Raw genomic sequence first — 20,883 nt, 5'->3', positions numbered from 1 at the left:
TTTAAATGATGTTCTGTAAAAGGTATTCCCCTGATAACTCTAAACATATTTAATATACACGTTGCGGTTACCAAATGAGCAAAAGCTTACTCCCATTACATTTTCCGTGCAGAAGCAGTAAAGTTTATCAATACCTTGGTTTCCTTGAAATTTGTGCGATGAAGGCATCAGGCAAATGAATCAGTAAATCGGCAGCCATTTTTATTTGACATGGTATTGATAACGAAATACTTAAAGGCTAACCTATTTTACTATAAATGACCAGTTATTTCAATAAAAGCTAAGATGTACCTGTTTTTGGATAATGCGGATTAAACGGCCAATCGGGCAAGGGCATTCAATCTTTTAACGAGCCTTTTGGCCATCGCCGATGTATACTCCTTTTTGCGGTATTTTGTTACGGGAACGATTCCTTGGATAGTATTGGTGATAAAAAGCTCATCTACCTTTTGAAGTTCAAAGGGCGATATACTCTCCTCTACGATTTCCAAAACTTCATCATCCTTCAACATGGTAAGTATTTTTTTTCGAATGATTCCGTCCAAGCACCCATCCTTCAAGGGGGGCGTCTTGACTAAATTTCCAATTACTACGAAGATATTCCCGTTTATGGCTTCCACGACGGACTTATCATTATTGAGCAACAAACAATTCTGATAATCGTTCTCCTTTGCATAAATGCCCGCCACTACGTGAATTATTTTATTGTTCGTCTTTAGGTTTGACAACATGTCGGTATTCAAATAAAAATCCTTAAAGAGTTCTACTTCATAAACAGCTTCGTTCAGAACATAGAAAGGTGCATTGAGATCACTTACTTCAATCACATAGGAAATATCATTAGTCTGTGGAGTATATAAACCCCCATCATTCCTGTAAACCGCAAAGCGAATCCTATGGGCAGGTGAGGTTTCATTGGGACTTATGGTCTTGTGAATTTCTTCCTCAAAAAATTCCATGGTAAAATTCATGGGGATTTCCATGCGTAAAATCCGCATAGAAGCCATAAGTCTAAGGTAATGCTCCTCCAAAAAATAAATATGGCCGTTAACTTCCCTTATGGTCTCAAAAAGAGCATCCCCATACTTGAAACCGCGGTTTTGGTGATTAAAAAAACCTTGTTCGTTTCCAACTAATTCCCCATTAAAATTTACCATAAAAAAAGGCCTTTACTTTAAAGGCCCAAAGATACGGTTTCATAAAGAAATTCTATTTTGATCCTAGCACCTGTTTTAAATCGGATACTTGGTTCTCCCATAACATCTTTGCCTCGTCCACTTCGTCCTCTTCGGCAAAATCGGTTATGAATAGCGATACATCCTTGGTAATCTCATCGACAATAATCTTCATCTCAAAATAGGTTCCTTCATCACCTTCGGCCCAAGAAAAGCGTACAAATTCATCGGATTTTCTTTTCAGTAATTTTGCTTCTTCCTCTGCACCGTCCCAAATAAAAATATATTTCTCACCCCGTGAATTTACATTATCGGCAAACCATTCGGAAAGGCCGGAGGGTGTTACCAAGTATTGATAAAGTAATTGGGGGGAGGATTGTATAACGTACTCTATTTCAAATTTAATTTTTTCGCTCATTCGATCGTCTTTATGCGCCCAATATATATATTTCTATATGATTAAAAAATAAAAGATGCTTAATATTTTTTAGACCTCATATGTTGATGAACAAAAAATTAAACTCTATATTTGCAGCCGCAAAAATTACCATGGCGAGGTAGCTCAGCTGGTTAGAGCGTCGGATTCATAACCCGGAGGCCGAGGGTTCAAGTCCCTCTCTCGCTACAATTGCAACCCATTGAATAACAGGTTCTTAAACCTCTTGTCAATGGGTTATTTTTTTAATACCTTACAAACCGTATACGCTACCGTATACAGTCACGGTTTGAAAAAGAAATTTACGGAGCCAAAAATTTACCATGGTGGGGACGATTTTGACCTCTCCAAGCGTTGGTATGTGTATTATTCTTTCGCACATCCTACAAAAAAGGATAGTAAAGGAAATCCCATTCTAAAACGGCAAACACCCGTTATGCTCAAGGTCAATCAAAGATACAAGTCCAAAAAAGAGCGTTTGTTCCATTTACAGTTGATTCGTGATGCGCTGCATCAAATGTTGAAAGATGGTTATTCTCCCTATGTAGAAAAAGTGGATGGCAAAATCATGGCCTATACCGCTGAATCAGCACTTGACTTTGCCTTTGACCTTAAGAAAAATCTTTTGAGCGAGACATCAATTAGGGACTATAGGAGTCGATTAGGAAGATTTAAAAAGTATTTAAAAGACCAGGGGCTTCTTGAACGGAATATTCTTGATATTGACAAAAAAGTGGTAAATGGGCATCTTAACCAGATACAAAAAACATCCAGTGCCCGTAACCGAAACAATACCAAAGTAGTATTGGGTGCTCTTTTTTCTGTTTTGGAGGACAATGAAATTATTCCTCGAAATTTTATACACAATATTAAGAAGTTAAAGACCAATCCAAAACGGAACAAGACATATGCTTTAAATACTGTTGATGGTCTTTATGAATTTTTAAAGGTAAATGACCCACAACTTCTTTTCTTCATTAAAATGGTATCTTATAATTTTTTAAGGCCGATAGAAGTGTGCCGATTAAAGGTAGGTGATATCAATATTAAGGAAAAGGAACTTCAGGTAAAAGCCAAGAACAAATTGGTAAAAACAAAAATTATCCCAGATCTGATCCTGGATGAGATGAAAAAACTTGATTTTTCAAATGCCAACCATTTTCTGGTCACGCCTGGTGGCGTCGGTCCTTGGGACACCACAGAAAATAATAAGCGAAACTATTTTTCAAAGCGCTTCAAGAAAGCAAAGATTCAATATAACCTGTTTTTAAAAGAGGAAGGAAATTCGTTTCAATTGGGCAAAGACCATACAGTCTACTCCTTTCGACATACCTTTATAACGAAGCTGTACCGTGAACTGAGAAAAAATTACTCTACTACCGAGACTTATGACAGACTCATGTTGATTACTGGACATTCGACATTAGACGCCTTAAAGGCTTATTTAAGGGACATCGATGCGGAATTGCCGAAGGATTATAGCGGATATTTAAATTAGATTTTTAAGTCAAATAGATTTAGGTGGATGAACAATGCCCAATGCTATAATTCGCTTTCTATATTCATCGAATAGGCGTTCTTTTTCGGTCATGGGTCTTGGACGGTTATTTGAAACACCTTTTTTGCGCTCAAGTGCTGCCTCCAGTTCCTCAACTGTAAGGCTATCGACCAAAAGGTTTAATATGTTTTCCGCACCTAGACCCATTTTTTTGTTATCTACTTCTACCCTTTCTTCTTCGCCTTCTCCAAATCGAACTATCCAATTCGTTTTTGAAATTGTTGAACGGGTCCTGCCCTAGGACATCTTTTTCAGAAAGTCCCAAATGATCCGTTGGTTGGCCAATAACTTCCCCTGCCCTTCCGATAATACTTTTTGATTGTTTCTGATTTTCTCCTGGCCTTTCTTTATCTGCGCTAATTCCTCTAAAATCTCCTTGTTCTGCTGCATTAGTTTGGAGAACAATTGCACGGTCTCTGATTTGTTCATAGTCGATTTGTTTTATGATGTTGTTCCATGAATATTGCCTTCCCAAGCTGCTTCCCTTATAAATAACTCCTTCGTATCGGAAGGAAATGCCGGAAACTCTTCCTGTAGTCTTACTGATGTTAAATTTTGGCTCAATACTTTTTTTCTGTAATTGATAAATCAACTCCTCTATATTTTCCGAGCGCTTTAAAGCCTCCATCAATTGGTGTTGCAATAAACTTTTTACAGGTGCGTTGCCCGTCCTAAGCGTTTTCTCGATTTCGTTTTGTGTTAGGGCCGCCTTTCGCACAGAAGGTTCCTCGGTAAGTTGGGAAAGTCCATATTTCTGCTCCAATTTTCTTACCAAAAGCTCACTTCGCTTGTAATCCTTGCTATCGGTTACCAATTCTCCGGAAAATTTTACTCTGTTCGCCACAATATGGATATGTTGGTGACTTTGGTCATCGTGACGGAACATGATATATTGATTATCGTCGAATCCCATTCCCTTTAGATAGTCCAATCCCATAGAAACAAAATTTTTATCGTTCATTTTTTCATCGGGCGGAAGGTTAAGGGAAACGTGGTACACGGCTTTGCCCAACCTGGGACGTAACTGCCTGACCAAATTGAATTCCTTGGACATATCCACCGCGTTGCCCAAATCGATGTTGGCATCCAACACACTGGCCTGGCCTAGTTCAACCTTTTTTTGGTTGTAGGCCAACAGTCCGTAAAAATCCTTTCCCTTTATCTGCTTGGCTATCATTTATCCTTGATATTTGATTTTAATTCGCCTAAAAGATTCCGTAGTTCTGACAACTGTAGAGACAGATTTTTTGGAACGTGCATGCGCAGATGGGAATTTTTGGAAAGCTGGTTGATGTTGTTGCCTATACGGCTCAACTCCACGAACAGTCTTCTATCCTCCGGCGTTACCTTGGTTCTCGGTAGCGGTCCGCCTATTACTTTTTTTCGGATATAATCCGGTATTCCCATACCCAATGTTGCCGCATTCCCGGAGACGATCAGGTATTCGTTGACCGTCATCCGAACGTTGACCCGTATCGCTTTCAATGATTCAATATCCTTTTTTGGACGTGCCATAATTATGGGGTTTGGGGAGGATCCCCAACAAGCCTGCGAACAAAGTGAGCTGTTTTTGCTTGCAAAAACATGGCTTGCTACGTGACCTCCGATTAACTTATGGCAAACCTAAGGGCAAGTGAAGGAATGGTTTTTAAGTGATGTACATAAAAAAGTGTACACCACTTTTTAGGAACAAAGTAAAACCTCTTGGTATTTCTTTTTAAGGGATTCTGCAGCTGGGGCAATCTGAAAAAACAAGAAACGATAATTTACCAGATGGGATAGCGCCCTTCTGTAGTTCATTTTTTTGCTACCGTTGTCCTCGAAAAACCGACAAGCATCTTTTGGGTGGATTTCATGAGGGGTCGTCAGCCCATTTAAGGTACGTTGGGCAAACTCAAAGCGTTGTATAGCTCGACAGTTAATCGCATCCAATGATAACTCCTTAGGGTATTCAGGAACATCATAATATAACTCTTCCAAAATGACTATAAATGCCCGTCTTCTTGATAATTTTGGTTTTGAAGGCTTTACTCCAAGTTCCAACTCTATATCGGCAGTAATCTTTTTGGCCAGTTTAACCTGTTCCAGGGTGTAAGTGTTCCCATTGACTTTTAGGTTTGGCTCCCTTTCGAGTTGGTCCAGGTATGTAAGCAACTTTCTGGCGTTCATTATCGCTTGGGGCCTTTTCTATTTTGGTTTTTTATGGTTAGGGAGAGGGATTCCCTGAAGGAATTTTTGAGGATATCCATACGTAGGGACATTCCTAAAAGGTTGCGCTGCACGGAACTCCCCACTATATCGTAAGTAGGTATATTCAGTTTGTTTTCAGACAACTTGTGCCTTAAAGCCACAATTAAGAACAGCTTCTCTTGATCGTCCAATTTAGTCTCTTGGTTATCTAAGTTTGAAGCGAATAATTCTATAAACTCTTCAAATCCAATTTCGTTATCACTTTTTATTCTCTCTAATTCTGTATTGTTGATATCATTGATAAAGTGTTCTATGGCAAATTTTCCAAATTCCCACTTTCGGTATGTGGTAGTGGGGTCTATTAGTTCCATTTCCACAAAATCAACGAGCACTTCATTATCCAGTATGTTTTTAAACCGTAAACCTTTTGTTTGAATGGCAGAAAGTTCTTGTACTACTTCATCTGAAAAATTATTAATCAAATGAATAGCAAACTGCTTGGCCATATCCAACATGGGTAAGTTTTTTTCTGCTAATACCTTTCGGAAGGTATCCTTCTGACCTATTTTAAGATTGTCCTGATGAATAAGATAAACGAACAGATTACTGAGAACATCATTTATGGCAGTGGAATTATTACTTTTTCCTAGCATAGTAAAATCAATAGTCTGTATTGTGCTATTATTCATAATTTATTTAAACTTTGGTTAATCTAAGTTTAGGTCCTTCCTCCATCTACTATAATTTTCTTCTGAAAGCTCCAAATCAAATGCTCGATTAGCAAATAAGGTATTAGCAATTTTGATATAAATTTCAAGCAGCCCCATTTTTTTACTTTTCAAAGCATGAATTTCCTTTTCGATTTCATGGACTTCTGATTTATATTTTAAATATGATTCCTCATAGTTAGAAAAGAAATTAGTTTTCTTAGCGTTTATTTTATCTCTAAAACTGTTCATCTTAATCTCACATTCTCTCGCCTCCCTTTCCTTGATAGGTATTTGAGACCAAATACTTTTAATTGAATCCTCTAATAATTTAATTAGTTGCAATGACTCATAAAAATCGAATTCGAATGTATAATTGATTTCAGTTCTATTCATCTAGATGATTTAGTTTAATTGGACTTTAAACATTGGGTTATAAAACTTACATCTTCTTGCGAGTATTTTTGTGGCTCCCCATTTACAACAGAAAAATTCTCTGAATCAATCGAGTTTTGATAATCAATTTCGAATGAGCATATAATGTGATTCAAATGGTCAAGACCCTTTAAATTTTTTTCTGTAACAACTAGTAAGTTTCCAAATTTCCTATGCTTATAGTAGCTCTTAGCCAAAATAAAAGAACTGCTGATAGTCATTATAAAATCTCTTGTAGTGTTGCAATATATAAGCATTACTTCTCCTATTTGATTATCGGCCACCTCATTCAATAAACTATTAATATTGAATTCTACCGGTTTATTAAGACATGTAGGTGCTCCAATTAAGTAAGGGATTGTAAATCCAGTATCGCCTTGCCTTGCCTTTTTCTCCAATAATTTATACCAATAGAGGGTCATAGTTTTATTGAACTTTTGGTCTAATTGAAAAAGACTTTCTCTAATTCACCTTTTTTGTGAGCTTTTAAAAATTTCTTTGCTTTTGAATTTATAGAAATTCCATTAGTTTCCTTTGAAACGTAATCTAAAAAAATCTTTGCTCCTCCAATCTGAGATTCGCGAACATCCTCTTGTTCGCTAAATTTCTGGCCATCAATTTTCATGTTTTTCAGATACCGGTCATTGTTAAGCTTTTCTTCCAAAATATAATGGGTGATGGCAATCATATAGAAATAACGCTGATTACTTTCAGGGTTTAATGCATTGTAAAAGTTTCCAAATATGGGAACATTAATTCCTGTATCCTCATTCTTCCAAAAATCCACGATTCGACAGGCACTTACAAATTCCTCGGATTTAAAATTTACAGGATTGTCGAAGATATATTTTGTTGCATCAAAAAACAATTGCTCATAGTTGGCAAAATCTGGTTCTGCATCGGATTTCATTTTTGCCAGAGATTTCGATAACTGGGAATGGCAGACTAATGGTATTCCTATTATTATGAGAGCAAGAATTTTCTTTATCATGTGTATCGTTTTTTTTGAACTTTATTCAGAATAAACTGGTCCTATTTTCTTCCAGGCAATAACTTTTTGTTCAATTCTTTCCCCTATTTCATTTTTAAAGTTGAAAGGATCCCATTTAAACCAAGTCCTTTCATCCTGATTATAGTATGCAATTGCCCTAAAAAAATACTCAGCATCTACAAGATTCATCTTTACCGATATTAAATATGGACCAGAGAATTTGGGGCAACTATTCGGATATTCATTCCACTCCATGGGCTTCATTGTTTAATTGGACTTTTTCTTAAATGCATACACAGGTGGTAAATGCCTTCTGTAAGCTTGTCTTACATTATCAAGTTCAATGCCCAATTCAACTATTTGGTTGTCATTATAATTTTGGGGATTAAGCCAATAATCAGCTTTCAAAGAACAGATATCAGCCAGCTCGGAATCAAAATGTCTTATTGGAATAGCAGCTGCAGCCCAATATTTAACAAGTATTGCTTCTCTATCCAAATCTCTGGATTCTGGTTTGACATCTCTATAGTAGAGGTAAGTTTCTACCAAGGCTGTATTTATTGCCCTTAAAGCAGAATCTTTTAGCTCTCTCCTATCTTTTCCAATAGTGGTAATTGAACCAAATATTTTTATCAAACCACTCAATATTGCGCTTAATTCCATAACCGTTTTTTTGAACTTTTAGATTTAAAATCAGTTGGTTACAAATTTTTTGTAACCAATGCCAATATCTAACCGAAAGTTAAAGTTTTTTTGTAACCCTTTGAATATGTTTTAATTATCGCTTTATTGAACTTTTGAGTTTATCAACTCTCTTATAGAGGCTACGAAGTTTTCATTTTCCTTTAACCATAAACGAAAATCATTTGGACCGATATTTATCAAATAAGGTACTCCACCACCATGATATTCAGCGAATGGATAAAACTTAATCCAATTGCTTTTTTGGCTTTTATAAAAAATAAACCAGTTTTCAGAGTCTGTGTCTTCCTTTTTCAATTTAAGTGATTGTATTAGATTTTCTGTAAACCCAAAGAACTCAAAACCCTTGTACTTCATTGTTTTTTGAACTTTGTTATTTGAGTTTTAAAATACTTCCCGGCTGAACAAAATTCAATGTGTCATTCTTTAGAACGCCATTATAGAATAAGGTATCTCCTCTTATTTCAATGGTTTCCAATTGCATTCCTCCAGAAGCATTTATTAATTTTTCTATTTCATCGAGTTCATTCGATTTGGTATCATAAGTCAAAATCCAATTGCAATCGTCAACGTATTTCACGTTAACATAAACGCTATCTCCAAGCTCGGACCATTCAACTTGCCTTGTGCCTTTTCTAGAATATCTGGAAGATTCTGAATAAATTGAATCTGCTAAAACCAAAAATTGTCCATTATGAAAATCCGTACACTTCAAATCTTGAGCACAAGACATCAAGCATATGAGAATTAAACATGTAATTGTAAACTTTGGCATGATGTCTTTTTTAGATTCAATAGTTTATTGAACTTTATCAATTTCTTGATTTTAACGGCCTGTCCTGTATTTTCATTTTCTTTAATTGTTTAAGTTATCACCATTGTTGTCTCTCATGTCGCTTAAAAATTCTTCGGACAATTCTTCATCCTCAGAGTTACTGTCTTTATTGAAAGAGCTAAACAGGTCTTCCAATTTCTTATTTAATTCGTCTTTTGGTCTCGGCTCTTTTCCACTTTGTTTTGATGACCAACTTGTGATTGAAAGATAAATGCCAACAAAAAGTACCAATAACATAAAACCTAAAAAACCGTTCCTTGTTAAATCATCATAAAAAATTGCATTTAGGACTATATTTAAAATAGCCCAGGTTATTAAAAAAAAACCTAACGCTCCCTTCTGTGAACGATTTATTTTCATTTGATTTTATCGTTATCCATGTTTCGCATCAACTTGGTAAGCTCGTCCGGTTCGGTGCCCAGGGGGAAAAGCACATCGTTTATTTGAACTTTCAATTAAAGTTACAACTTATAAATTATAAAGTGTTGTAAATGCGGAAGGCTACATAACAATTCTCAAACACTATGTTGTAATTCAATCTCAGGCATTTCATCATATGTTCGTCCGTTTAATTCTCTTCCGTTCCTTTTTTTATTTTTTCCACCCCATTGTTTGAAAAAAAATGCAACATCCGAATTTTCACATTGTTGTTGAATATCAATTACCCATTCAGCATCCATAGGTCTTGGGTTATGTCCGCTTTCTCCCCCGACTATTACCCAATCGATGTTTTTCAGGTTTAAGTGTGGTAAAGGGCCGATTAATGGTTCAAGAGATAAAAACTTTACTCGTGCATTCGTTTTTCTTAAAAAATCTATTCGGTTTTCTACTTTTTGATCTTCAACTGAAACGCCCATCCAAATATTGTGACTCCATTTTAATTCTTCATGTAGTTCTAAAAGCCTTTCGGCTCTCTTAGTCAATACTTGAAAGACATGTTGAGGATTGTCGTTCATCACTTTAAATACTTTTCGAATGAAGGCAATCGGAATCTCTTCATGAAAGAGATCCGACATTGAGTTGACAAAAACAACTTTTGATTTTTTCCAAGTATAGGGCACTTTTAAAGCCGAATTATGTGTTCGAACTTTAAAATTGTCTTTATATTTATCAACTCCCATGGATTTTAATCGTCTGGACATAATTTCAGCATAACAAAATTTGCACCCCTGCGATACTTTTGTACATCCGGTTGTTGGGTTCCATGTCATTTCAGTCCATTCAATACTTGATTGTGCCATATTAAAAAAGTTCTAATTGATCATTATCCCCCTTGCTTACTTTCTCGAAAAAATCCAAACCTCTTGAATGTTTCGAATAAAAGGCAAGATAATATATTCCATTTCCTTGCGTATTCTTGATAATTTCCTTTTTTGCCGGTTCATAGCCCAACACATTCATGGAACTATCATACTCCTCAGATAGAAATTTTGTAAAATCTTTTTGGATGTATTCTTGCTCTTGATATTTATTTCTCCAATTTGAGTTACCTAAAAACTTTTCAACGGTATCGTTTGATTGACCCATATACTTTACAATATTTCTTCTGGCATCCATTTGAAGGGCATGTAGAATTAGGAAATCGGATTGGAATCTTGCTAAGGTTCGGACTGTTTCAAAGTTTAGGTTTAACGAAAAAGGATCAAGAAAGCAGAAGAATAAATCAGGCTTTCCATTATTGAATTCAGGTATTTGCTGAATTATTTCTTCAATGTTTGTGTTTGCATCAAGATTGAAAATGTTATATGATATGTTTGGGTATAACCTTTTTATTCTGGTCTCTAATGCCTCACAGTTTTTGGAGTTGAAATCATTTAAAGCATAAAAGTTGAATTTATGTTGCAAACTCATTGCTATTAAAGCACTGTTTTTGAGTATTGCGCCAGATTGTTTGTTTTTCACGAATCCAGGGCCACAAAATAAATCGATGTAGATAAGATTCCATTTATTTCGCATTCCGGACGTAAAAATATCACAGTATTTCCCAACTAATTTGTATTTCTTCTGTGACCAGTTCCCAACTTCCATAAGTTCTAAAGAATCATCCTGGACTATTTGAATTGCTTTAAAATTCTTCGCCATACTTATTGGTGTCTTATTAATCCACTAATCTACTTGTCCATATGGTCTCAATTGGCCTGAAAGCCCTCTAAACCTTAAGTACTTATAGTAGGTTGCCCTTGAAATATCCAATCGTTCACATATTTCTGATACAGAAAGCTTTCCTTCCTTAAAATACTCCTCACAAAGTACGGCCTTTTGTTGGTTTTTCTTACTAATTCCTTTCGGGGCACCCAAAACTTTTCCCCGGCGTTTGGCAGATTCCAAACCGGCCTTAGTCCGTTCAATGATTATATCACGTTCCAGTTGTGCCAAAGCCGCAAAGATATTGATGATGAATTCTGATTGGGAAGACTTTTTGGTCGTATCGATAAAGGATTCTGTAATACTTCGAAATTTTACACCCTTTTCATCGAGTTCTTGCATCAGCTTTGTGAAATGAATCAGGCTCCTCGCCAACCGGTCCAGTTTCCAAACCACAATCGTGTCGCCTTCTCGAACATAGTCCAGCAGCTTGGCCAGACTTTTCCGTTCTTCCTTGGTGCTCGAAACTTTATCTGTATAAATATTCTTTTGGGCAATTCCTTCTTTGAGAAGCGCATCCAATTGTAAATCCAGACTTTGTTCTGCAGTACTTACCCGGGCATATCCAAAAACCATGGCTTAAGTTTAATTATATGTGAAAAATTAAACTAATTAATTAGTACGATAAAATGAACTTTTTAAAAATAATGAACATTGAACATACTATAAGTTCAATAAAACGGTGGTTTAAGTTTCAAAAACCAGGACCCTTTAATTGAACTTTTTGCTAACCCACCACCCCCAAACTGCCACCTCATAAGCAGCAAATAACCAAAGTAGACCTGATATGCCAGGTATTGCAAAGAGTACAATTAGAAACACAATCAAAGGCAATCTAGATATTCGTTTAACCCGATAAAGCCCCAAAAGCAATACGAATAGAAAACAGATAAAACCGAATAACGAAAATTTTTGTAGTAAGAGATCAAAGGTCAGCATGATTTTATGTTTGGATATCCTTCAAATTATGCAATGTCCGTCAGAATATCCGCCATATACCTTGATAAATCCACCTTTATCTTCTTTCCCCTAGCCATAAGCGCCCCCAGGCGCAACTGTTAAGAATGTAAGAAGTATGTTGCTCAGAGCTCGTTAAAAAATATTTTATGGGCAGGGAAAGGAAAAGGTTGATACGCGACAACCTTTTGGGTTAAAAAATATTGCAACTAATAGCTAGCATTTGGGACTACCCTATAGCCCTTCTACGTTGTATGGTTTTGATTTCTTCGTTTAAAATTGAAATCTTCATTTGTTTCTCTTTTGGAAACTCAATAGTGACCTTCTTTTGATGGGTTTCCAAGGACTTTAAGTTATGGTTAAGATCAAATTTCTTCATCCGGATTTCACTCTCCATTTTTTTGACAAGATTAAGTAGTTGAAGATGAATTTTTTCTGGGTCAAATCTTTGTTGACGTTTGCCTTGAATTACACCATGTTTTAGTTCTAGACCATATGAAAACAAATAGTGTTTTTGGCTAGGCACATAATCTGCCACAAAAACCAAATTGGCTTGAATTGAAGGTAAATTGGTCACGAGCACCCTCCTACTATAGTTTACATTAAGTTTAGATTTCAAAACTAGGGAGCTGTTTAGATGTTCAATCTTTTGTTTTACATTATCGTAAGCATTCAATTTCATTTCCAAAGAAGTACCATGAATTAATTTTTCGATTATCGTCAATGGCTCAAAAAAAGGGGAATCCGATACCAATTCTGCGACCATAGCTGCGCCTAAACTTTGCTTTGTATTTTCTAGTTCGAATAGCTGTGCTTTAATTTCTTTATTTTCAGACTTAATCCTGTCTATTATCTTAAATGAGTTTGCTTTATTGAGCTCAAACAATCTTTTTTGCGCTTGTAAGAACTTTAGGTCATCGGATAACTTGACCAACTGAAACTGTTCCATATCCCCAATTAAGGCTGCTTGCATTTGTGCATAGGATAGGTTTTTATCGTCTGGGATTAAATCATCATATACTCTTTGTTTTGGATCTGCTTCACGAATCTGTTCCCTGAATTTTTCCTTATGGGTGTTCAATGAATAAGAAAAAATATCGGTGGTGTCCTTAATACCATAAAAGCGCTCAATTACCCTATTTTTATAATGCTTCGCTATTTCATTACCCTTTCTCAATCCTCTTCCCGCTCTTTGGTCAAAAGCATCGGGTGAATAAGGAATATCCATGTGAAAAATCCCGACTACCCTTTTTTGGATATTAGTACCTGTACCAAGTACTTGTGTACTACCCATAGCTATACGAATAGTTCCGTCATTTATATCCCTTTGAAATTTTTCGGTAGCATTTTTTGCCTTGCGTTCTTGTGCAAAGGCAATTTCGGTTTTGGGAATTTGATGTTCATCCATCAAGAATTGTGCAAGAGTGTTATAGGTATTGTATTGATTTGGCTTCCAAACGTTCAAATCACTAAATACCAAACAAACCCCTTTATGTGGGTTTGTTTGATGATAAAGCTCAGCTATATCCTTAGCAATTCTTCTTAGTTTAAATTGGTCCTTTTCAGAAAATGAAATAGATATGTTTTCTTTTGATAAAGGGTCAATCAGTAAACTTCTATTGATGTTCAAAGCAGTTATATGTGCTGATTTCATCTGGCCTTCATTATACATAGGAATGGTAAAGAGGTTTTTTTGATTTCTATTTTTGGTAAAATCAAGAGATGCAGCTTTTAGGTCTTCGTAGGCAGGCGAACTTTCCAATATCACAAAATCCCTATCCAGTTTAAGGTTATGTGTTTTAAAATGCTTATCCCTACAGATATGTGTGAAGGAATTGTACATTTTACTCAACTCAGGCAAGTTGATAAAATAACGGAAACGGGCATGCATCCTGGGATCCCCAAATATATTGGGTTCTATGCTAACACTTTGTTTCAGGAAAATAGAGGCCCAAGCATCGAAATTATGGATTTGCTTTCTTTTTAGTTCTTGAGGGATAAGATACCTTTGATAGGCATAGAGCTCCGTCACAGAATTCTTTAAGGGCGTACCACTATAAAAGAATACATTTTTGTCCGCTCCTACCCTATGGTGTATGGATGCAATACTGATTTCCAAATCCAAGTTTTGCAGATTATCGGCATTATTGTTAAGTCCAGAAACATTTTGATGTCTTGTGGTAAAGCCTATGTTTTTGAAATAGTGGGCTTCATCTATAAGTATGGCATCCAACTGCAAATCAGAAAAGGTTGTATCCCCTTCCTTTTTCTCATCCAGGGTCTTTAAGGTATGTTTCAATTTTTCCTCTAGATTGGACTTACGTTTAATGAGTCCCTTTATTAATTTTTTAGACTCCTTAAGGTTCCCAAAATCTTTGGCAGTTTGAAGGTCTTGGTCGATCATTCGTATTTTGCTCTCCAATATATCCAGCACAAATTCACGTTGTTTGGGTATTTGTTTTAAATGACCATGTTCAGCAATGACCAAATCTATCCGCTTATTTGCTGCTAGGGAACCCAAGGTTCTTGCTCGTTTTGATTTGGCCATATTTTTTGAGTCCAATCGCAGGATATTGAGCTGAGGGAAATTAGATTTGATTTCCCGTTCTAATTGCGGCGCAACACTTTTTAAGGTCAATAGAATTGTTCTTCTACTTTTACCTTGTTGTTTTAGCTTATAGGCCAATAAGGCCATGGATAAGGTTTTTCCTTTACCAACTTGATGGTCGTTTAATGCACTACCCCTACTCAACCCAAATAATACAGAATCGATTTGATGTTGGTAAGGTTCATGAACTAAGGTATTTGGAAAACGGAGCCAATCCTTAGGAACTTGCAAATTAACATCCGCTAGAAAGGCCTTGTAATAATTTTGCTCAATTTCAAGTTTTAAATGCTCATCACTTTCGATAAAGGATTTAAAATGTAGCTGTAATTCTTCATAGATATTTTGGGCCATTAGGGTGGCATCTTTATCCAATTTTTTAATGGTTTTACCTTGTGCATCTTTAAAGGAAGAAAATATTATAGGGTATTTATTCTCTGAAAAGCTTTGGAGAATACGCTTATATCCTGCCCTAACCTCCTTGTCCAAAACAACACTAAAACGTTCGTGCGCCTCTTGATTATAATCCTGTGAAAACAATAAGGTAAGGGTTGAACTAAATTGACCAATGTTGATTTTAACTGTCTCATTAATTAATTGCCTTAAGAAGGCTTCTTTGGCATGAATAGGTATAAAATGACTTTCAAAATTAAATTCGATTGCTTCTAAAGGAAGTTGTGCCGGTTTTACTTTATTCAAAGCTTCAATAAGCACATTACTGTCCAAACCATAAGGGGGACTGCTTTTCTGTATCAGTATAATTTTATTTTCGATCAAACCGCTTGCAAAAATGAAATAAGGCACAACTTCGTATTTTATCTCTGCCCCATTATTATAGGGTTGCACGGAAAAATTCTTTTTAGAAAGTCCTTCTAGCAAAAGCTCCTTTTCAGTTTTTTTAAACGCTAAAGCAACTTTCTTTATATCTATCTTTCCTGTTTGGTCAAATTGCGTTTTTACGTAATCTAAGGGTGTACTGTGCTGAAGGACTTCAATACTACTAACTTCAGGTTCCTTTTTTAAAGAAACTGTAGTATTTGAAGTTTGTTCTGGTAATACTTTAAGAAAGTTCGCAAAAGTAAAATTTGGATTTTTACCATAACCCTTGCCTTCAATACGTGACTCTGTACTTGTTCGTATTCTGGAAAAGTAAAAATCTTCCTTTAAAAAAACTCTATGTGCATCAAGACTGGTCCATTTAAAATGGAATAGGTCCAATTGATAATCTACTTCTTGAAAAGTCTTTTGCAAGTTCAGTTCATTTAACAATCCCTTTTCTAAATTCAATTGCAGTAAAACCAGATTGTTTCTTAATCGAACATAGTCCGATACTAGTTCCTGGACTTTATGGGGAACTTTGGTTTTGGTATACGTATCCTGATAGTACCAAAGATTTCCAGTTGTATCAAAATTATAAGAGCCAAAAAATAAGCGCGTATAGTTTTTTACATAGGCATCGCCGAGTTTGATTATTTCTTGTTTGTTGGATATTTGGGTTACATTGGACTGGGATGTTTCAGGTGTTTTAGCAACATCTTGATTTGTATTTGTTGTTTTTGTCTTTAAAGTATTGGATACTGAAGTATTTGGAAGGGCATTATGCAAATCATATTCAAACGAATATAGTTGTCTTTCCAAAAATTTGGTAAGTTGCTCCTCATTTGGTTGGACAGTTAAATTTGGACGACCGTGAAAATAGCCCCGTACAACTTCACCATTGACCTGACCAGGGAATTGATTAAAAAAGGCATTGGAGGTATATGGCACTTGTCCTAAGTCTATTGAAATAGTATCGGCAAATAGCCTCTCATTGGTTGTTAACTCAGACTTATCCCGTTTCCTCTGATATAGCATCAAATCAGATACCACTTTCGTCCTTTCTTGCTTGAACAACATATTATTGAATCGATTTGCTAAAATCAAATCATTCTTCATTAGAATTGACTCCCTAAGACCATTATAAATGGACTTTTCATTGAATGCCGATGAAATTAATAGTGCTGTTACCCCACCTATCGAACACATTTCGGGTGCAAATGCATTGAAGTAATTACCAACGTTCTTAAGAACAGGATCTATAATGTAATTATGTTCAAAAGCGTTTTCAATCGGTATATCTCCAAAAGGAATATTTGAAATAACCAAATCATAAAAGGTCTTGTTTTGATGTTCCAAATAGTAGGCCTCAAAAGTCGTGTTTAGCACCGTGACGTTTTCACTTTGTAGGTTGTTATTTTTAAGTATTTCGTAAGACAACAAATCAGGTTCAAGAGCTACAATAGAGGCTTTTGGAAATGCTTGTTTGAGGATTTGAACATAAGCACCATTACCCGCGGACGGTTCTAGGATTGTTTTAGGGTCGAAGCCTGCACTTTTAAGCAATGAAATTTTATATTCAATAATAGATTTAGGCGTGTAATAACTAGTTAGGTGGTACTTCTTCAAAGATTCCAAGAATGTGCCGTAGGTTTTTGGAAAAGAATTTTTAAGGATTAGGAGAAGTTCTTTTTGAAGTTCTTCCCTACCTTTTTTTGGATAGAATAAAAGTTCGCCTAATTGGGCCAAACCACCATTGTTGATATATAGATTCCTTGGATTTCCAGATTTAATGGCCTCCAGAATCATTGAAAGTTCCTGAGTGCGCATAACCTATTGATTAGATTCTCTATCTAAAATTTCAAGTACCACTTTATCCTTTTCGGATAATGGATTTTGATTGATGGAAGCATAGATTTGAAGTATTTCTTGATTTGCAAACTCCACAGCTTCTGCATCGGTGTGTCCGTTTTGAACATAAATACTTTGCCAGTCAGTATGAATAATATGGGCATTGATAGCGAATTCATACAGGTATTCGCAGGCTATAAGCTGGGCGCGTAGTTGTCTATAATCGTCAAGTGCATACAAGCAAAAATGCAAATCGGGGTTACAGGTATCCTTTACTATTTGCTTTTCCCATAGTTGTATCATTTCCGGATGTTCCTTTCTAAAATTGAGGGTTGACTCGGTCAATAGGAGTGTTTCATTTTTCATTTTCTATGTTTTTATTTGTTATGGTGTGTAATCGTTGTTCAAAAATTCTATATTTCATGCCAAAGGATGGAATTGGGTCTATGGCTTTCCCGTTTTTTATGACCTCATAATGTAGATGGGGACCTGTTGAAAAACCTGTGTTTCCAGAATAACCAATTAGCTGTTGTGCCTTAATCTTTGTAGCTACTTTTAAGACGACTTCATTTAAATGGCCGTACAACGTTTCAAATCCAAAGGAATGTTTAATACGAACAAAATGGCCATACCCTTTCGGTTCATAACCTATGTGGATAATCGTGCCAGCGGCACTGGCGAAAATGGGAGTACCTTTTTTTGTAGCTAAATCAACTCCGTGATGAATTGTTTTTGAATGTTTAATGGGATGCTGTCGAATACCATATTTACTCGATAGGAAAAAAGCATTCCTTTTTAGAGGGCTTGCAGATGGAATACTGTCGATTAGTTCTAATGGGATTTCCCAAAATTCTGTTTCTTTTTGGATTTGTTTGAAGTTTTTGGCATTTGCCAGGTGATTCTTCAAAAAATTCTGGTTTGCTGGAGATAACAGCGAATCCATTTGAGTTTTTGTGGTAAGGCTTTTATTGTAGTCATTATAGAACTGACCTGACCTTGAGAATAAACCATTATAGATGAGCACAAATAAGAACAAAACAAACAAAAGCCATAACATTCTATTTTCTGGGTTCAACGAACTTATTTTTCTATTAAAAGTTCCATTTAGGAAAATTGGCCCCCTTAATGAATGGAACATTTGCCGCCAAGAATTATTTGTACTATTTCCAGTTTCCATTTTTTTAGGGGATTACTTGTTTTAAAACCAAAAATAATTATATTTGATTAATATTTTACAATTATACTAATTTTTTACACAATTGAAATATGAATAATATTTGGAGAGCATCGGATGACAAACTAGATATCAATGCCGTGATGGACTATTTTGGCTATCCTATGATCAAGAATGAAGTGAAACATAAGATTTACCGAATGGGCAAGGACCATGCCGTGGTATTCCATACTGGTAACCGTCAATTGTATTACATGTGCAGCAGGCCGGAAAAGAAACAACGTGTTTTTGATTTGATTTTGACAGGATGTTCAAAGACCGAAAAAGATAGTTCTAAAGGCCTATGGAACAAAGTCGATGCTTGTTATTCCTATTTAAACAGTAAAAAAGAGTTTCAATTAGCCAATGTAGCCCCAAACAAAGAAGAAATAGTTGATGAATCTTTTAATCACTTTAAAGAGTTTGCCAAAACCTTAAAATCTTCTACTTTATTGGAAGATGATAATTTGAAAGCTTGCTTCGAAGAACGGTTATTTCAAGACGATAAAGGTCTTCTATATTTTCCCTTTTACAATCTATCGAATAATTTAACGGGGCTTGTACAGCAAAAAGACTCCAAAACATTTCCTGTTGCTGAAAGCGACACAAGTATGTCCATTTGGTTTAGTAAGGTACCTAAAAAAATACAGCAACTAATCGTTTTCAATAATCCACTTGAGGCCATCTACTTTCAACAGAAGTTCAAGTTAAGTAACGCGGTATATCTGGCCATCAAGAACATAAATTATGAGACTAGCAAAATATTGGTTCAAATATACAAGCAAACCAAAGTGGCCAAAATGATGTTAAGCTTCACTGGAAACAGCAAAATTGAAGGTTACATTGATGATTTGATGTTGATATCGTGTATCAATGACGGTAAGTTTTTCATTAAGATCGAAAAAGATCACTTAATGATTCAATTTGATCCAGAATCGGAAAAAGCAATATCCCAATTGCACAAAGAAATCCAAAAATATAATCAGGCACTTGCTAAGGAATATTTAAAATTCAACAAGGTTGTGGACCATACTTTGGTAAACCAAAAGAGCATGGTACTTTCAAAACATAAAGAAATGGTAGCCTGCAAGTTACCTATTGAAATTAATGCTTTACGTTACTTCCTATGGAGTTATTATAGGAATTACCTTGGAAAGATGATCGATATTATTAAACCACAAACCCAAAATTGGCAATATGAATATAATCAGAGCACCAATGTAAGCCCACAAGAGATTAGCGCTTTTAAAATAGCGGTATAAAAAAAGGGGTGCTCCCACCCCTTTTCGATCCTTAATTCCGGATATGAAAATGGAAAGGTCATGTCCGGAATTTCAAAGTTACTAATTATAAATGATCCTTAATTTAAAATTTGAAAAATGGAAAATCAGTTAGAAAAAGTGTTCGTGAAAGTGAACCAAAGATGGCAAAAAGCAACTATTATCAACGAAGAAGATGGCAAAGTAAATGTTCTGACCCAAGATGGACAGCGCTTTAGCATGGCCAAAGAAAGTAAATGGTTGGAATTCGTACAAAACCCTGCACAACGCTATGCGTATGGTGATGTTAAAGAGCAACTAGAAGGTCAATACATCAGCTTTGAAAAATTACCTGAAAATGTAAGGGATAACCTAGTCCAAGGAAAGGAACATTTTCATGTCTCCACTTACTTATCCGATGGAGAGCTTAAAGAAACTTCCAAAATGGTTCAAATGGTTTATGATCCCAACATGGGTTCTCGTTTGTTTGTACAGTTTAAACGAAAAAATCAAGTTACCCTGGACCAGGCTATGGCCTATAACCACAAGTTTAGCCCCGATGAATTTGAACGTATGGTCTCTAAAAAAGAAGTTGTTCTTTTTCAAGGGATTACCAAGGATGGTGAATTGTTTGAAAAGTTAGCCTATTATGAGCCAAAACTACTCGATATACGAACCAAATCGGCCTTAACACCCAACACCTATTTGTACGGGACCAAACTTACTGCGGCCCAAGCAAAGTCGTTAAACCAAGGGGAGGAAATTGAGATTAAAATAAAGACCAAGTCCAAGGGCAACCAGCCATATTTGGTTTCCTATACCCCTAGAAATGAAATTTTCATCACAAAGAGCCTTCAATTGGAAAAGGCAAGAAATCTTGAAGTAGTCAACGACGAAAAAAAAAAGAATTCTAGCCAGCGAATGAAAATCTAGAAATGTAATTGGCCGGAAATTTCATCCGGCCTTTTTTCTATTCCCATCATAATCACCTGATGGGTAAAACGGTTA

General features: G+C 35.8%; 24 protein-coding genes and 1 tRNA gene. 4 read left to right on the top strand and 21 right to left on the bottom strand.

What is annotated here, in order from left to right:
* Window positions 1-311 precede the first annotated feature (311 nt).
* On the bottom strand, window positions 312-1,157 hold the full coding sequence (locus ACZ41C_RS16120) for an aminotransferase class IV (protein WP_464562908.1): 846 nt from the start codon (window positions 1,155-1,157) through the stop codon (window positions 312-314).
* A 52-nt stretch (window positions 1,158-1,209) separates the two neighbouring features.
* Window positions 1,210-1,593: an START-like domain-containing protein gene (locus ACZ41C_RS16115; protein WP_138258050.1), complete on the bottom strand. Its 384-nt coding sequence runs from the start codon at window positions 1,591-1,593 to the stop codon at window positions 1,210-1,212.
* A 133-nt stretch (window positions 1,594-1,726) separates the two neighbouring features.
* On the opposite strand from ACZ41C_RS16115, the gene ACZ41C_RS16110 reads away from it, so the two are divergent.
* A tRNA-Met gene (locus tag ACZ41C_RS16110) sits at window positions 1,727-1,800 on the top strand.
* Window positions 1,801-1,843: 43 nt separating this feature from the next.
* Window positions 1,844-3,109, top strand: coding sequence for a tyrosine-type recombinase/integrase (locus ACZ41C_RS16105; RefSeq protein ID WP_464562905.1), 1,266 nt, complete (start codon window positions 1,844-1,846; stop codon window positions 3,107-3,109).
* Between the two features lie 9 nt (window positions 3,110-3,118).
* Here the strand turns inward: ACZ41C_RS16105 and ACZ41C_RS16100 are convergent, their stop codons facing one another.
* The 19 genes from ACZ41C_RS16100 to ACZ41C_RS16010 all read right to left on the bottom strand — a co-directional run bounded on the left by ACZ41C_RS16100 (window position 3,119) and on the right by ACZ41C_RS16010 (window position 18,580).
* Window positions 3,119-3,316, bottom strand: coding sequence for a hypothetical protein (locus tag ACZ41C_RS16100; protein WP_464562903.1), 198 nt, complete (start codon window positions 3,314-3,316; stop codon window positions 3,119-3,121).
* Between the two features lie 7 nt (window positions 3,317-3,323).
* Complete coding sequence (locus tag ACZ41C_RS16095; protein WP_464562901.1) at window positions 3,324-4,346, bottom strand: relaxase/mobilization nuclease domain-containing protein; 1,023 nt, start codon at window positions 4,344-4,346, stop codon at window positions 3,324-3,326.
* Window positions 4,343-4,684, bottom strand: coding sequence for a plasmid mobilization protein (locus ACZ41C_RS16090; RefSeq protein WP_464562899.1), 342 nt, complete (start codon window positions 4,682-4,684; stop codon window positions 4,343-4,345). The genes ACZ41C_RS16095 and ACZ41C_RS16090 overlap by 4 nt, the downstream gene beginning before the upstream one ends.
* 168 nt (window positions 4,685-4,852) lie before the next feature.
* Window positions 4,853-5,338 (bottom strand): hypothetical protein, encoded by a 486-nt coding sequence (locus ACZ41C_RS16085; protein WP_464562897.1) that lies wholly within the window; start codon window positions 5,336-5,338, stop codon window positions 4,853-4,855.
* A complete protein-coding gene (locus ACZ41C_RS16080; RefSeq protein ID WP_464562895.1) occupies window positions 5,338-6,048 on the bottom strand; it encodes a hypothetical protein in 711 nt (236 codons plus the stop codon). The genes ACZ41C_RS16085 and ACZ41C_RS16080 overlap by 1 nt, the downstream gene beginning before the upstream one ends.
* An 18-nt stretch (window positions 6,049-6,066) precedes the next feature.
* Entirely contained in the window at window positions 6,067-6,462 is a 396-nt protein-coding gene (locus ACZ41C_RS16075) for a hypothetical protein (protein ID WP_464562893.1), read from the bottom strand.
* A gap of 14 nt (window positions 6,463-6,476) precedes the next feature.
* Window positions 6,477-6,923 carry a hypothetical protein gene (locus ACZ41C_RS16070; protein WP_464562891.1) on the bottom strand — a complete coding sequence of 149 codons (447 nt, stop codon included), beginning with the start codon at window positions 6,921-6,923 and terminating at the stop codon, window positions 6,477-6,479.
* A 20-nt stretch (window positions 6,924-6,943) separates the two neighbouring features.
* Window positions 6,944-7,492 (bottom strand): hypothetical protein, encoded by a 549-nt coding sequence (locus tag ACZ41C_RS16065; RefSeq protein WP_464562889.1) that lies wholly within the window; start codon window positions 7,490-7,492, stop codon window positions 6,944-6,946.
* Window positions 7,493-7,513: 21 nt separating this feature from the next.
* On the bottom strand, window positions 7,514-7,756 hold the full coding sequence (locus tag ACZ41C_RS16060; protein ID WP_464562887.1) for a hypothetical protein: 243 nt from the start codon (window positions 7,754-7,756) through the stop codon (window positions 7,514-7,516).
* Between the two features lie 3 nt (window positions 7,757-7,759).
* Window positions 7,760-8,155, bottom strand: a complete 396-nt coding sequence (locus tag ACZ41C_RS16055) for a hypothetical protein (protein ID WP_464562885.1) — start codon at window positions 8,153-8,155, stop codon at window positions 7,760-7,762.
* Between the two features lie 123 nt (window positions 8,156-8,278).
* Window positions 8,279-8,551, bottom strand: a complete 273-nt coding sequence (locus ACZ41C_RS16050) for an Imm27 family immunity protein (RefSeq protein ID WP_464562883.1) — start codon at window positions 8,549-8,551, stop codon at window positions 8,279-8,281.
* A 16-nt stretch (window positions 8,552-8,567) separates the two neighbouring features.
* Window positions 8,568-8,969, bottom strand: coding sequence for a hypothetical protein (locus ACZ41C_RS16045; protein WP_464562881.1), 402 nt, complete (start codon window positions 8,967-8,969; stop codon window positions 8,568-8,570).
* Window positions 8,970-9,050: 81 nt separating this feature from the next.
* Complete coding sequence (locus tag ACZ41C_RS16040) at window positions 9,051-9,389, bottom strand: hypothetical protein (protein WP_464562879.1); 339 nt, start codon at window positions 9,387-9,389, stop codon at window positions 9,051-9,053.
* 155 nt (window positions 9,390-9,544) lie between these two features.
* Window positions 9,545-10,270 carry a DUF5131 family protein gene (locus ACZ41C_RS16035; protein WP_464562877.1) on the bottom strand — a complete coding sequence of 242 codons (726 nt, stop codon included), beginning with the start codon at window positions 10,268-10,270 and terminating at the stop codon, window positions 9,545-9,547.
* 1 nt (window position 10,271) lies between these two features.
* Window positions 10,272-11,111, bottom strand: coding sequence for a three-Cys-motif partner protein TcmP (gene tcmP, locus ACZ41C_RS16030; protein WP_464562875.1), 840 nt, complete (start codon window positions 11,109-11,111; stop codon window positions 10,272-10,274).
* A 24-nt stretch (window positions 11,112-11,135) separates the two neighbouring features.
* Window positions 11,136-11,750, bottom strand: a complete 615-nt coding sequence (locus tag ACZ41C_RS16025; protein ID WP_464562873.1) for a recombinase family protein — start codon at window positions 11,748-11,750, stop codon at window positions 11,136-11,138.
* 610 nt (window positions 11,751-12,360) lie between these two features.
* Entirely contained in the window at window positions 12,361-17,382 is a 5,022-nt protein-coding gene (locus ACZ41C_RS16020) for a helicase-related protein (RefSeq protein ID WP_464562871.1), read from the bottom strand.
* Between the two features lie 3 nt (window positions 17,383-17,385).
* A complete protein-coding gene (locus tag ACZ41C_RS16015; protein ID WP_464562869.1) occupies window positions 17,386-17,769 on the bottom strand; it encodes a hypothetical protein in 384 nt (127 codons plus the stop codon).
* A complete protein-coding gene (locus tag ACZ41C_RS16010; protein WP_464562867.1) occupies window positions 17,759-18,580 on the bottom strand; it encodes a M23 family metallopeptidase in 822 nt (273 codons plus the stop codon). Before ACZ41C_RS16010 ends, ACZ41C_RS16015 begins: the two co-directional genes overlap by 11 nt.
* A gap of 89 nt (window positions 18,581-18,669) precedes the next feature.
* Between ACZ41C_RS16010 and ACZ41C_RS16005 the strand changes: the two genes are divergently transcribed.
* Window positions 18,670-19,878 (top strand): hypothetical protein, encoded by a 1,209-nt coding sequence (locus ACZ41C_RS16005; protein ID WP_464562866.1) that lies wholly within the window; start codon window positions 18,670-18,672, stop codon window positions 19,876-19,878.
* 117 nt (window positions 19,879-19,995) lie between these two features.
* Window positions 19,996-20,808, top strand: coding sequence for a hypothetical protein (locus ACZ41C_RS16000; RefSeq protein ID WP_464562865.1), 813 nt, complete (start codon window positions 19,996-19,998; stop codon window positions 20,806-20,808).
* Window positions 20,809-20,883 lie beyond the last annotated feature (75 nt).

The organism is Maribacter sp. C-4077, from assembly GCF_055378385.1.
Note: the sequence above shows the minus strand (reverse complement) of the source record. Positions and strands in the feature narration are given on the sequence as shown.